The organism is Streptomyces sp. NPDC052721 (assembly GCF_040678315.1).
GTDB lineage: Bacteria > Actinomycetota > Actinomycetes > Streptomycetales > Streptomycetaceae > Streptomyces.
In genome coordinates, this window is sequence record NZ_JBFATL010000043.1 from 22993 (window position 1) to 35269 (window position 12277).

The 12277-nt window shown below is 73.6% G+C and carries 10 protein-coding genes and 3 pseudogenes; 9 read left to right on the forward strand and 4 right to left on the reverse strand.

Translation table 11 applies throughout. The features are described 5' to 3' along the window. Both AB0L21_RS31615 and AB0L21_RS31620 read left to right on the forward strand, forming a co-directional pair. Nucleotides 1-888, forward strand: coding sequence for a peptidoglycan DD-metalloendopeptidase family protein (locus tag AB0L21_RS31615; protein ID WP_365787881.1), 888 nt, complete (start codon nucleotides 1-3; stop codon nucleotides 886-888). 227 nt (nucleotides 889-1115) lie between these two features. Then, nucleotides 1116-1901, forward strand: coding sequence for an SGNH/GDSL hydrolase family protein (locus AB0L21_RS31620; protein WP_365708627.1), 786 nt, complete (start codon nucleotides 1116-1118; stop codon nucleotides 1899-1901). A 96-nt stretch (nucleotides 1902-1997) separates the two neighbouring features. Here AB0L21_RS31620 and AB0L21_RS31625 read toward each other — a convergent pair. The 4 genes and pseudogenes from AB0L21_RS31625 to AB0L21_RS31640 all read right to left on the reverse strand — a co-directional run. Further along, nucleotides 1998-2526, reverse strand: a pseudogene (locus tag AB0L21_RS31625) (AraC family transcriptional regulator N-terminal domain-containing protein); the annotation flags it as partial. A gap of 106 nt (nucleotides 2527-2632) precedes the next feature. Then, nucleotides 2633-2932, reverse strand: a pseudogene (locus tag AB0L21_RS31630) (AraC family transcriptional regulator N-terminal domain-containing protein); the annotation flags it as partial. Further along, entirely contained in the window at nucleotides 2929-3549 is a 621-nt protein-coding gene (locus tag AB0L21_RS31635) for a TetR family transcriptional regulator C-terminal domain-containing protein (RefSeq protein ID WP_365708580.1), read from the reverse strand. The pseudogene AB0L21_RS31630 and the gene AB0L21_RS31635, both read right to left, overlap by 4 nt. Before the next feature lie 56 nt (nucleotides 3550-3605). Then, complete coding sequence (locus tag AB0L21_RS31640; RefSeq protein WP_365787883.1) at nucleotides 3606-4808, reverse strand: Glu/Leu/Phe/Val dehydrogenase dimerization domain-containing protein; 1203 nt, start codon at nucleotides 4806-4808, stop codon at nucleotides 3606-3608. 178 nt (nucleotides 4809-4986) lie between these two features. Between AB0L21_RS31640 and AB0L21_RS31645 the strand changes: the two genes are divergently transcribed. The 7 genes and pseudogenes from AB0L21_RS31645 to AB0L21_RS31675 all read left to right on the forward strand — a co-directional run bounded on the left by AB0L21_RS31645 (nucleotide 4987) and on the right by AB0L21_RS31675 (nucleotide 12268). Then, the gene (locus AB0L21_RS31645) at nucleotides 4987-6162 is read left to right on the forward strand and encodes an MBL fold metallo-hydrolase (protein ID WP_365708576.1); all 1176 of its coding nucleotides are present in this window, start codon (nucleotides 4987-4989) and stop codon (nucleotides 6160-6162) included. Nucleotides 6163-6244: 82 nt separating this feature from the next. Beyond that, nucleotides 6245-6979, forward strand: coding sequence for a TetR/AcrR family transcriptional regulator (locus tag AB0L21_RS31650; protein ID WP_365708575.1), 735 nt, complete (start codon nucleotides 6245-6247; stop codon nucleotides 6977-6979). 123 nt (nucleotides 6980-7102) lie between these two features. Next, a complete protein-coding gene (locus tag AB0L21_RS31655) occupies nucleotides 7103-7411 on the forward strand; it encodes a hypothetical protein (protein ID WP_365787885.1) in 309 nt (102 codons plus the stop codon). A gap of 904 nt (nucleotides 7412-8315) precedes the next feature. After that, a pseudogene (locus AB0L21_RS31660) lies at nucleotides 8316-10166 on the forward strand (ATP-binding protein); the annotation flags it as partial. A 716-nt stretch (nucleotides 10167-10882) separates the two neighbouring features. Next, nucleotides 10883-11317: a roadblock/LC7 domain-containing protein gene (locus tag AB0L21_RS31665; protein WP_356341184.1), complete on the forward strand. Its 435-nt coding sequence runs from the start codon at nucleotides 10883-10885 to the stop codon at nucleotides 11315-11317. Between the two features lie 2 nt (nucleotides 11318-11319). Continuing rightward, entirely contained in the window at nucleotides 11320-11691 is a 372-nt protein-coding gene (locus tag AB0L21_RS31670) for a DUF742 domain-containing protein (protein ID WP_365708569.1), read from the forward strand. Then, nucleotides 11669-12268 carry an ATP/GTP-binding protein gene (locus tag AB0L21_RS31675; protein WP_365708567.1) on the forward strand — a complete coding sequence of 200 codons (600 nt, stop codon included), beginning with the start codon at nucleotides 11669-11671 and terminating at the stop codon, nucleotides 12266-12268. Before AB0L21_RS31670 ends, AB0L21_RS31675 begins: the two co-directional genes overlap by 23 nt. Nucleotides 12269-12277: the final 9 nt, after the last annotated feature.

Consider the following 12277-nt stretch of genomic DNA (forward strand, 5'->3'; position numbering starts at 1 on the left):
ATGCCTGCCAAGGGTAAGCACCGACGTCCCAAGACCCCGCGTTTTTCCCGCTCCCTCGCCGTCGCCGGAACCGGTGGCGCCGCCCTGGCCCTGCCCCTCCTCGGGGCCACCGGAGCGCACGCCGCGCCCCCCGCCCAGTCCGCCTCCGGAACGGCCGCGCAGACCCTCCCCGGCACGGTGAAGAAGGCCGTGGCGCAGCAGGACACGGGCGCGCGCACCTACACCGTGCGCAGCGGTGACTGCCTCGCGACGATCGCACAGGACCAGCATGTCAGCGGTGGCTGGCAGCGGCTCTACGACGACAACCGGCAGGCCATCGGCGCCGACCCCGGAGTCATCCACCCGGGCCTGAAGCTCCGCATCGGCGGGAAGACCGCGCCGGCCACCGCGGAGCCGGCTGCCCCGAAGTCCACACCGTCCGCCGCGCCGGAGGCCACCCGGCAGGCCGCGCCGAAGCCCGCCTCCCAGCCGGCCTCCGCCGGTTACACCCTCCCCGTGACCGGCGCCACCGTCGGCACCGGCTACCACGTCGCCGGCAGCATGTGGTCCAGCGGCTACCACACCGGCGTCGACTTCGTCGTCCCGACCGGTACCCCCCTCAAGGCCGTCGCCGCGGGCACCGTCGTCTCCGCGGGCTGGGGAGGGGCGTACGGCAACCAGGTCGTCATCAAGCTGAACGACGGCCACTACGCCCAGTACGGCCACCTCTCCCAGCTCTCCGTCTCGGCCGGGCAGACCGTGACCGCGGGCCAGCAGATCGGTCTGTCCGGCGCCACCGGCAACGTGACCGGCCCGCACCTGCACTTCGAGATCCGCACCACCCCGGACTACGGCTCGGACATCGACCCGGTCGCCTACCTCCGCTCGCACGGCGTCGCCGTCGGCTGACGCCCGCGCCCCTCTCACCACCTGCCTGACACGCCCCCGAAGGCCGGACCCACGATCCCCGGGTCCGGCCTTCGGTGTACCGTGCAGCTTCTATTCCTGGCTTTGCAAACTATTTAAGAGTGGCTCATCTCACCATTCGTCAAGTCCTGCTTACGGTCGCGTAGGTCACATCCGAAGGTGAATCATGGTCCGACGTGGCAGACGATTCGAAGAATGACAGCAGATCAGTGATCGGGTCGTACGTGGCGGTGGGGGACAGCTTCACCGAGGGCGTCGGCGACCCCGGCCCCGACGGGGCGTTCGTGGGCTGGGCCGACCGGTTCGCGGTGCTCCTCGCCGACCGGCGTCCCGAGGGCGACTTCCAGTACGCCAACCTCGCCGTGCGCGGAAAGCTGCTGGACCAGATCGTGGCCGACCAGGTGCCGCAGGCCATCGACAAGGCCCCGGACCTGATCTCCTTCTGTGCGGGCGGCAACGACATCATCCGTCCGGGCACCGACCCCGACGAGGTGGCCGAGCGCTTCGAACGGGCCGTGGCCCGGCTGACGGAGGCGGCCGGCACGGTGATGGTGACGACCGGCTTCGACACCCGTGGCGTCCCCGTCCTCAAGCATCTCCGCGGCAAGATCGCCACCTACAACGGGCATGTCCGTGCCATCGCCGACCGGTACGGCTGCCCCGTCCTCGACCTGTGGTCCCTCAAGTCCGTGCAGGACCGCAGGGCCTGGGACACCGACCGGCTGCACCTCTCGCCCGAGGGGCACACGCGCGTGGCGCTGCGCGCGGGACAGGTCCTCGGCCTGGACGTCCCCGCCGACCCGGAGCAGCCGTGGCCGCCGCTGCCGCCCCGGGGCACGCTGGAGATCCGCCGCGACGACGTCCAGTGGGCCCGGGAGTACCTCGTCCCCTGGATCGGCCGCCGGCTGCGCGGCGAGTCCTCCGGCGACCACGTGACCGCCAAGGGCACGCTGTCACCGGACGACATCAAGATGCGGATCGCTTCGGTGGCCTGACCCCACCGACCCGCCACGGCCCGCGCCGGCACCACCGGCGCGGGCCCTCGCCGCTCCCCGGACAGAACGCACCCCCTTCGTGGTCCGGCCCGCTCGGGGCAGGACGCCCACGGGGGCGCGTACGGCGCTCAGCCGGCGGGCCGCGTCCTGGCGGGGAGGTGTGCCGAACCGGCGGCGGTACTCCCGGCTGAACCGCGACGGGCTGCCCTAGCCGACGCGCTGGCCGACCCCGGTGACGCCGCCCGGGTGGGAGCGAGCAGCAGCCGGGCCTCCCGCAGCCGGGCTCCACGCAGTGCTCGCGGATGCGGCGCACGGCCCGGGAGACGTGGCTGAGGACGCTGTCGGCCAGACCGAGCCGGCGCACCCTGATCGCCGGTGATCATGCGCCACAGGATCTCGCGTCTGACCAGCGGAGCCAGTACGGCCCGGTCGCGGGGCTCGTCGAGCAGGCGCAGCAGCCGGACGACCGCGTCCAGCAGCGCGGGCGGAGCGTGGCTGTCGGCGATTCCCCGACTGCGTGCCGCTGCCGGGGGGCGGGGTGTCTGCGGGGCGGGTTCGGCAGCAGCTGTTCCGGGACGGCGGAGGGTTCCAGGGCGGGTGGGAGGCCGGGGGCCGGCCGCTTGGGCTTCGTGGGCGGGGCGTGGCTGTCGGCGATTCCCCGGCGGCGTGCCGCTGCCGGGGGGCGGGGTGTCTGCGGGGCGGGTTCGGCAGCAGCTGTTCCGCGACGGCGGAGGTTCCAGGGCGGGTCCGAGGGCGAGGGCCGGCCGCTTGGGCTCGACCTGGAGGAAGCGCCCGGTGACGGGCAGGTCGACGGATGCGACCAGTACTGCCCGGGGCCGTGCTCTTAAGACCCGGTCGCCCAGCGCGAACGTTCGGCGCCTGGGCGACGATCGCGAGCACCGTGCCGGACACGGAGAGCGCCGGCGGGTCCCACCGGTCGACCTTCGGCACCAGGACGCCGTCGACGGCGGGGTCCCGTCGGGGCGGGCATGCCGGTCGCGCCGGCGGTTCCGGGAGGGCCCCCGCGTCAGCGCTGCCGGTCCGTCAACGCCTCCCGCTCCAGACTCAGTTCGCGGGCAAGAGCGTCGTCCACCCACTCCTGTGCCCGGGACCGGGGCACCGCGCCCGGGTACGACGTCAGCTGGACCGCCAGCCCGTCCAGCAGCGCGGTCAGCCGCAGTGCCGTGCCGGCCGGGTCCGCGCAGGCGAACTCACCGGCCGCGACGCCCTCGGCGATGACGTCCGCGATCGCCGCCTTCCACTGCTTGTCCAGCTCCCGGGTGACCTCCCGCAGGGCGGGCTCGCGCAGGGACACGGCCCAGCCCTCGATCCACAGCCGCCAGCCCTTGGCCTGCCCGGTCGGCGCGTACCAGCGCACCGCCGCCCGCAGCCGGCGCAGCGCGGTGGTCCGCCGGCCCAGCAGCTTGCGCAGGCGCGCGAGGTCGTCCTCGGCCGCGTACGTGAACGCGGCGGCGACCAGCTTCTCCTTCGTGGAGAAGTGGTACAGCACCAGCGCGTTGCTCACACCGAGGGCCGCGGCCACGTCGGCGATCCTGACCGCCGCCACGCCCCGCGCCTCGATCTGCCCGATGGCTGCCCGCAGCAGCTCCTCCCGCCGCTCGGCCACGCTCAACCGCACTCTCGCCACGCGGTCACCCTAGTCGTTGACCCCGATGCCGCCGAAGCCGTCGCGCGGCAGGCCCGTCACCGGTACCACCCGAACCGGTCCGCGATCACCGGCAACCGGTCGGTCACCAGGGCGTGCGCGGCCACGCGCGGGGTCGTCCCGTCGGCCGCCGCACGGTCCAGCATCCGGCCGACCAGGGCGCGCATCGAGCGCCGGATGTGCCCGAAGGCCCCGTCGGCGTCCGCGCCGATGTCGCCGAACAGGGTCCACCACCACCAGGCGTTCGTCGCGGAGTTGACCACCACGTCCGGCAGCACCGTCACCCCGCGCGCGGCGAGCAGTGTCTCGGCCTCGGGCACGACGGGCATGTTGGCGGCCTCGACGATCCAACGCGCCCGGATCCGCTCCTGGTTCGCACGGTCGACGGCGTACGACACGGCGGCCGGCACCAGTACCTCCGCCTCCGCGGACAGCCAGGCGTCGCCGGGCAGTTCGCGGTCGCCGGGGCGCAGCGCGCCGCGGTCCACGGTGCCGTAGCCGTCCCGCGCCGCCAGCAGCGCTTCGACGTCGAGCCCCGCCGGGTTGGCGATCGTGCCCTTGATGTCGGCGACGGCCACGACCGTCAGGCCCGCGCGCGCGAGGAAACGCGCCGTGGCCCCGCCCATGGTGCCGAGGCCCTGCACGGCGACCCGGGTGCCCGGATACGGCACCGCCGCCCGGTCCAGGGCCGTCAGCACCGACTCGGCGACCCCGCAGCCGCCCGCCAGTTCGTCCAGGCCGATGCCGTCCACCTCCACCGCGAAGGCGTCCGCGAGCCGCTTGCGGGCCGTCACCTCGTCGTCCAGCAGCGGATACACCGCCTGGATCGAGGAGACCAGGCCCGCCTCGGCCGCCGCGCGGTCCACCAGGTCCTGGGTGAGGCCGAGGTCTTCACCGGTGGTCCAGCAGCTCTCGATGTACGGCCGCATGGCGCGCAGATAGCGGACGAGGAGGCCGTACGCCTCCGGGTCCCGGGGATCGCAGTCGATGCCGCCCTTGGCGCCGCCGAGCGGGATGTAGCGGCCCTCGGGGCTGTAGTGCAGGGCCTCCTTCATCGTCATGCCGCGGGCGAGCCCCGCCACCTCCTCCAGCGTGCAGCCGGGCCGCATCCGCAGCCCGCCGCTCGCCACGCCCCGCACCAGCCGGTCCACGACCAGAAAGCCCTGGCGACCGGTGACGTGATCGGTCCAGACGAGCGAGAGCAGAGGGGCGGCCGGAGGGGTGGTCGTGGGGCCGGTCATGAGGGCTTCCTCGGGGTGAGGTGATCAACTGAACGGCGAGTCAGTATCCGGAGCCGGTCCCGGCCCTGTCAACGCGCTGAACCGATCATCAGTAGCGGGCGGACGCACCCCTCCGTGGCCTCGCTGCCGGTGGGGCCGACCATAATGGGGGACCTCACCCACTCCACCGGGAGGTACCGTGACCGGTCTGCGTTCCGCGAGCTCCGGGCTCCGCGCGCTGCGGCCCGCTGCGTTCGGAGCGGACCCGGGAGGTGAGCGCATGGCACGCATCCGCCGCTCGCCGCACTTCAAGGACGGCGTCTTCCAGAACCCCGGCGGCCCCGCCCGGACCCGGCCCGCCGGCTCCTCGCTGGACCTCGCGAAGGTGTTCCTGGACAAGGACACCCGGCCGCTGCGCGCCCCCAAGGGCACCGTCCCGGTGCATCCCACGACCTTCGCCGACCTGGCCAAGCCGCCCGCCACCGGACTGCGGCTGACCTGGACGGGCCACTCCAGCGTGCTGGCCGAGATCGACGGCCACCGGGTCCTGTTCGACCCGGTCTGGGGCGAGCGCTGTTCCCCGTTCCCCTTCGCCGGGCCCAAGCGGCTCCACCCGGTGCCGCTGCCGCTGGCCGCGCTCGGCCCGGTCGACGTCGTCGTCATCTCGCACGACCACTACGACCACCTGGACCTGCCCACCATCAAGGCGCTGGCGGGCACGGACACCCTGTTCGCCGTGCCGCTCGGCGTGGGCGCCCACCTCGAACACTGGGGCGTCTCCCCGGACCGGCTGCGCGAACTGGACTGGCACGAGTCCACCCGGGTCGGCGGCCTCACCCTCACCGCCACTCCGGCCCGCCACTTCTGCGGCCGGGGCCTGCGCAACACCCAGCACACCCTCTGGGCGTCCTGGGCCGTCGCCGGCGAGGAGCACCGGATCTACCACAGCGGCGACACCGGCTACTTCGACGGCTTCAGGGACATCGGCGCCGCGCACGGCCCGTTCGACGCCACCATGATCCAAATCGGCGCGTACAGCGAGTTCTGGCCCGACATCCACATGACCCCCGAGGAGGGCCTGCGCGCCCACCTCGACCTGCAGGGCGGCGCGCCGCACGGTGTTCTGCTGCCGATCCACTGGGGCACCTTCAACCTCGCGCCGCACCCCTGGGCCGAGCCGGGGGAGTGGACGAAGGAGGCCGCCGAGGAGGCCGGCCAGGCGGTGGCCCTGCCCCGGCCGGGCGAGCCCTTCGAACCCGCCGGCAAGCTGCCGGCGGAGGCGTGGTGGCGGAGCGTGTCGGGGGACGTGCGGCGCACCTGGCGCTCCGTGGGGGCGTTCGTCGCGGAGCCGCCCGTGCGCGACACCGGCGACTGAGCCGACCGAGCCGGGTGGCCCCGATTCCGCGGCTAAAACGTACGATTGTGAAGGAAATGTACGGCGTACGCGGAGTGCGGTCATGGCGGAGCGCAACGTACCGGAGAGGCGGCGGCGCCTGAGCCGCCCCATGGTGCTCGCCGCGGCCGTCGCCCTCGTGGACCGAGAAGGGCTGGCGGCCCTGACCATGCGCCGCCTGGCGGCGGACCTGGGCGTGGAGCCGATGGCGCTCTACCGGTACACGGACGGCAAGGAAGGGCTGCTCGACGGCCTGGTGGAGGCCTTCTTCGCCGAGGTCAACGAACGGCTGCGGACCTCGGTCGAGCAGGCTCGCGCCGACGCGGCCACCGAACCGCACTGGCGGACCGAACTGCGCCGCATCGCGCGGGCGTTCGCCGGCGTGGTGCACGCCCATCCCGAAGTGCTGCCCGTGGTGGCGGTCCGTCCGCTCGCCGTGCCCGTGGCCCGGCGACCCGAGCCCTGGCTCCAGCTCACCGAGCACATGTTCGCCGTCCTCGCCCGCGCCGGATTCGACGACCCCACCGCGCTGACGATCTACCGCACCTTCGTCTCCTGGACCCTCGGCTGTCTCCTCGTGGACAAACGCCAGGCCGTGGACAACCCCGCCGAGCCGGACCCCGTGCTGCGCCTCGGCCTGCACCGGCTGTCCGCCACGGACTATCCGCGGCTGCGCGCCCTGGTCCCGCACCTCGCCGACTACGACGACGAACGCGAACTGACGAACGGCCTCGACAGCCTGCTCGGCCGCATGCCCGAGGCGCCCCTTGACGCGTTCTACGGCCCCGGAGGACCCTGAGAATACGACGTACACATGGCATACAGCCGTGGACAGCCGTGAACCGCTCAGTCTTCGTCGCTCGCAGCCTGTGCTGTCGACCGGGCGCCGTCTCCGCGTGTCTCCCCTGCGGAAGAAGCCGTCATGTCCACCACCCCCCAGCCCATCCTGCGCGTGCGTGTCACCGCCCGGGATGCCGAAACCCTGCGGGCGCTCCTGCGCGACACCCACCCCGACGTCGGCGGGCTCGCTCGCCGCGCCGACGACGGGAGCTGCTCCATCGAGGCCTACGTGACCCCCGACCAGGCCGAGACGCTCCAGCGCGAGGGCGTGTCGGTCACCACGATCGAGGACGTCACCGCCAAGGGCCGGGGCCGCCAGGCCGGGGTCGGCCACGGCGACCGCTTCGCCCCCGCCGACGCGGGGCCCCACGGGCTGGCCGACAAGGTGTAGGGGCGGCGGTCCTGGCCGCGCGGGACAGATGCGGCTGTACGGCGTCGGCGGGCAGCCGCCCGACCTCCTGGACGGCGAGGCCCTCGCCGTAGACCGCGCCGTCGGCGAAGAACGCCGCCGCGTCGCCGACGGCCGGCGGTTCGAGGTCGTCCGACAGCTGAATGGTGACCTCGCTCCCGCCGAGCCGCTTCAGGGCGTCGGGCGCGTGCAGTACCTCGGCGACCCGGACCACGGCCGTGTGGTCGTCGGCCGGGACGCTCGCCACGCGCGAGTCGCCGAGCCGGACGACCGTGCCGAGAAAGCACAGCCTCCCCTCCGTGCTGGGGGAAACAGACGGGTTACGGGGTCGGTCGGGCCGCCGCCGTACACCTGCGCAGCACCCGCGCGCGTACATCTACGCGGCACCCGTACTACGTACACCCGTCTCCCGCCCCTACCCCGGTCAAGGCCAAAGCGAACACGTTGAGTGATGATCGGGTGCGTGCGCGGCAGCGCGACGGAACTCCGGGGCTTGGCCGCGGAGGCGGCGCCGGGGGTGTTCGCCACGCGCGTGTGCGCCGCGCGGCGAGGGACCGGCGGTGGGGGGCGATCAGCCGACTGTTCCGTTCCTGACCGCTTCTGACCAGGTCGGATCGCTCTTGACTTGGCTCGGTCCAGTATCGAGCAGCGGTCATCGGACTTTCGTACGACGCCTCATACCAGAGCGGGACCCTGCTCGGGTGACTTTGTCAACTGCCCACCGCACATGATGCTCAGGCAACTACTGTGAGTGTCCGTCGGGCGACGCGCGGCCGGGTGCACCGGTCCCGCCGGCCGGCAGCGATGACGCATGCCCGCATCCACGCATGCCGGCACCGCGCACCGCACGAGCACACAGGCCCGACGGACCAGTACCAGGACGCAGATGTCTCACCTCCGAGCACCGGCCGCCCGCGCCGATCGCCGCGAGGGCGGCCGGCACGGGCGACCGGTCGCCCGACCCGCTCCCGCACTGCCCGAAACACACATACGGCCACAGCTGATGCGGCTCGCCGTCCTGCCGCCCCTCGCGGTCGCGCTCAGCGCCACCGCCGCGGTGCTGTTCAGCATCCGCTCCACCGGCGCACGCACCGGCCCCCTCCTGTGGGCCGTGCTCGCCGGAGCGGTCGCCGTGGCCGTCGCCGGCATCCTGATCGCCGCCGTGGCCGCCGACCGTGCCGCCCGCTCCGTCGCCGACCGCGTCGACGCGCTGCGCCGCACCGCCGCGCGAGGCGAGGCCGACCTGCACGCCCTGGTCGACGCGCTGCGGCAGGGCGACACCCCGCCGCAGCGCGGCCCGCGCCGCCGGCCGCCCGCGGACGCCGACGACTTCGAGCTGCTCGCCGCCGACCTGGCGCGCGCGTACGACGGCGCCGTCACCGCCGTCGTACGGGCCGCCCAGCTCTCCAGCCAGACCGGCAGCCAGCAGAAGCTGGAGGTCTTCGTCAACCTCGCACGGCGGCTTCAGTCCCTGGTGCACCGCGAGATCTCGATCCTCGACGACCTGGAGAACGAGATCGAGGACCCCGATCTGCTCAAGGGGCTCTTCCACGTCGACCATCTGGCCACCCGCATCCGCCGGCACGCCGAGAACCTCGCCGTGCTCGGCGGCGCGGTCTCCCGGCGGCAGTGGAGCAACCCCGTCAGCATGACCGAGGTACTGCGCTCCGCCATCGCCGAGGTCGAGCAGTACTCCCGCGTCAGACTGGTGCCGCCCATCGACGGCGAACTGCGCGGCCACGCAGTCGCCGACGTCATCCACCTGCTCGCCGAACTCATCGAGAACGCCACGGTGTTCTCCGCCCCGCACACCCAGGTGCTGCTCCGCGCCAACCTCGTCACCTCGGGCCTCGCCGTGGAGGTCGAGGACCGCGGGCTGGGCATGCCCGTCGCCGAGCAGGAGCGGATGAACGCCGTGCTCGCCGACCCCGACCAGGTCAACGTCGCCAGCCTGCTGGCCGACGGCCGTATCGGGCTCTACGTCGTCTCCCAGCTGGCCCGCCGGCACAGCATCCACGTGCGGTTGCAGACCAACATCTACGGCGGGGTGCAGGCCGTCCTCGTCGTGCCGCAGGCCCTGCTCGGCAACGCGCCGGGCGTGCCGGGCGCGGGCGCCGGGACCGCCGTACCGCAGCCGCAGCGGCCGGGGGAGGCCGGGCCGTCGCAGTTGGCGGGGGCGGTGGCTCCAGTGCCCCCGCCCCCGCCCCCGCCAAGTGCCGGGAACGGTACTGGAGCGGGGAGTGTCGCCGAAGGCGGGCGCGGCTCCACGTCGGGCGGCGGGGACCGGGCCGGTGAGACGGCCGAGGCCGGGAGCGGCGGCGGGCAAGCCGCGGCCACCGGGCGGCGGCGGCACGCCCAGCGGGGATCGGGGCGGCGTGGGACCGAGAGCGGTGCGCGCGGGCGGCACGGAGGTGACCCGGCCCCCCTTCCCGTGCGCGGTGCCCAAGAGACACGGCCCACACCCGCGGAGGCCGTGCCCGGCATCAGTGCCGAGGACCGGGCGGCGGTGGAGGCGCACATGGGCGTCCTGCCCACCCCGCGCGTCCCGGTCCGCGGCACCATGGACAAGCCCCAACTGCCCCGCCGGCGCGCCCAGGAGCACATCGTGCCCCAGCTGCGCGGCGGCCCGCCGCCCCGCCAGGAGAGCGACACCGTCGCCGGCCACGACCCGGGTCTGATGGCCGCCTTCCAGCGCGGCATCGGACTCGCCGAGGCCCAGCAGAGCCTGGAGTCCGAGCATCAGGAGCGGGAGTTCCGGGCGCCGGGGTTCCAGGAGCCGGAGCCCCGGGGGCCTGAGTTCCGTGAACCGGGGTTCCAGGAGCCGGAGTACGAGAAGACGGCGTACGGGCACATGGGTTCGGCCCCCATGGATGCCGGGCCCATGGAAGGCACACACCTGCCGGCGTCCGCGCCGGGATCGGCCGAGCCGACGCGCGCACGTCCCGAGCACGGCGGTCCGGACCAGATGGGGACGCAGCACACGGGCCAGGAGACGGTGACTCCATCACCGTCGCGCCCGCACACGGGTCTGATGCACATGGGGCCGGACTACACGGGTGCGGACCACATGGGGGGCCCGGACCACCCAGCCCCGCGCTACACGGGTGCGGACCACATGGGCCCGGACCGCCCAGCCCCGCGCCACACGGGTGCGCACCACATGGGCCCGGACCACACGTCCACAGACCACACAGCCCAGCCCCTCACCACGCAGGGCCCCACCACCGCAGATCCCACCACCGCGCACCACCCGGCCCCGGACCCCCTGTCCCCGGCCCCCATACCCCAGCCGCACGCCCACGCGCCCGCAGTCGACGGCGTTCGCGGCACCGGCCGGACCGAGGGGAGCGCCCCGGCCGGATGACCGCCTCCGCCCCCGCACCCGTACGACGTACCCCCACCCCCACCCCCAGCGCTCCTGCTGATCTTCGTACCCCAAGGAGTCGATCCACCATGGCGAGCGATGCGCCGACCGTCCACGCATCCGACCTCGACTGGCTGCTGAGCGGCCTCGTGCAGCGCGTACCACACACCACCAGCGCGGTGCTCCTGTCCTGCGACGGACTCGTGAAGTCCGTGCACGGCCTGGACGCCGACAGCGCCGACCACATGGCGGCCCTGGCCTCCGGCCTGTACTCCCTCGGCCGCAGCGCGGGCGTCCGGTTCGGCGACGGCGGGGACGTCCGCCAGGTCGTCGTCGAACTCGACGCCACCCTGCTGTTCGTCACCACCGCCGGCTCCGGCACCTGTCTCGCCGTGCTGGCGGGCCGCGAGGCGGACGCCGCGGTGCTCGGCTACGAGATGGCGATGCTGGTCAAGAGCGTCCGCCCCTACCTGGTCACCGCGCCCCGGCAGCACGCCGTCGAATCCACGGCGACGAGGCCCTGAGCGTGGCCGCAGCCGGCGACGGGCCCTGGCTGGACGACGCGGCCGGACGGCTCGTGCGGCCCTTCACGGTCAGCAACGGCCGCACCGAACCCAGCATCGCCCTCGACCTGATGTCGCAGGTGATGACCACCGGCGTCACCCCGCTCGGCTACCTCGGCCCCGAGCACGCGCAGGCGCTCGACCTGTGCCGCGCGCCCGTCTCGGTCGCCGAGGTCGCCGCCCAGCTGAAACTGCCCGCCGTGGTCACCAAGGTGCTGCTCTCGGACCTGGTCGACTGCGGCGCGCTGACCACCAAGCCGCCCGTGTACCACCACACTCCCACTGACCGGTCTCTGCTGGAGGCAGTGCTCGATGGACTACGACGACAGCTCTGACCCGTTCCCGACCGCGCTGAAGATCCTGGTGGCGGGCGGGTTCGGCGTCGGCAAGACCACCTTCGTGGGCGCGGTCAGCGAGATCGCGCCGCTCAGCACGGAGGAGCTGCTCACCACGGTCAGTGTCGGCACGGACAGTCTCGACGGCGTCGAGAACAAGATGGAGACCACGGTCGCCATGGACTTCGGCCGGATCACCCTCGATCCGCACCATGTGCTGTACCTGTTCGGCACGCCGGGGCAGGAGCGGTTCTGGTTCATGTGGGACGAGCTGTCCGAGGGCGCGCTCGGCGCGGTCATCCTCGCCGACACCCGGCGCCTGCAGGACTGCTTCGCCGCCGTGGACTTCTTCGAGGAACGCGGGCTGGCGTTCATCGTCGCCCTCAACGAGTTCGACGGCGGGCACCGCTACGACCCCGAGGAGGTGCGGGCCGCCATCGACCTCGACCCGGAGATCCCGGTGGTCCGGTGCGACGCCCGGATCTCCAGCTCAGGCGTTCAGACCCTGCTCGTCCTCGTCCGCCATCTCCTCGCCCACGCCCCGGCGACCGCGCCCAGCCACGGCGCCCACATGTGATCCCGCCCT

Excerpts from the sequence above, each read along its gene's own strand:
- AB0L21_RS31650 (WP_365708575.1), top strand. The coding sequence starts at position 6,245 with ATGGCGGAGCGCAACGTACCGGAGAGGCGGCGGCGCCTGAGCCGCCCC.
- AB0L21_RS31675 (WP_365708567.1), top strand. The coding sequence starts at position 11,669 with ATGGACTACGACGACAGCTCTGACCCGTTCCCGACCGCGCTGAAGATC.
- AB0L21_RS31655 (WP_365787885.1), top strand. The coding sequence starts at position 7,103 with ATGTCCACCACCCCCCAGCCCATCCTGCGCGTGCGTGTCACCGCCCGG.
- AB0L21_RS31640 (WP_365787883.1), bottom strand. The coding sequence starts at position 4,808 with ATGACCGGCCCCACGACCACCCCTCCGGCCGCCCCTCTGCTCTCGCTC.
- AB0L21_RS31615 (WP_365787881.1), top strand. The coding sequence starts at position 1 with ATGCCTGCCAAGGGTAAGCACCGACGTCCCAAGACCCCGCGTTTTTCC.
- AB0L21_RS31665 (WP_356341184.1), top strand. The coding sequence starts at position 10,883 with ATGGCGAGCGATGCGCCGACCGTCCACGCATCCGACCTCGACTGGCTG.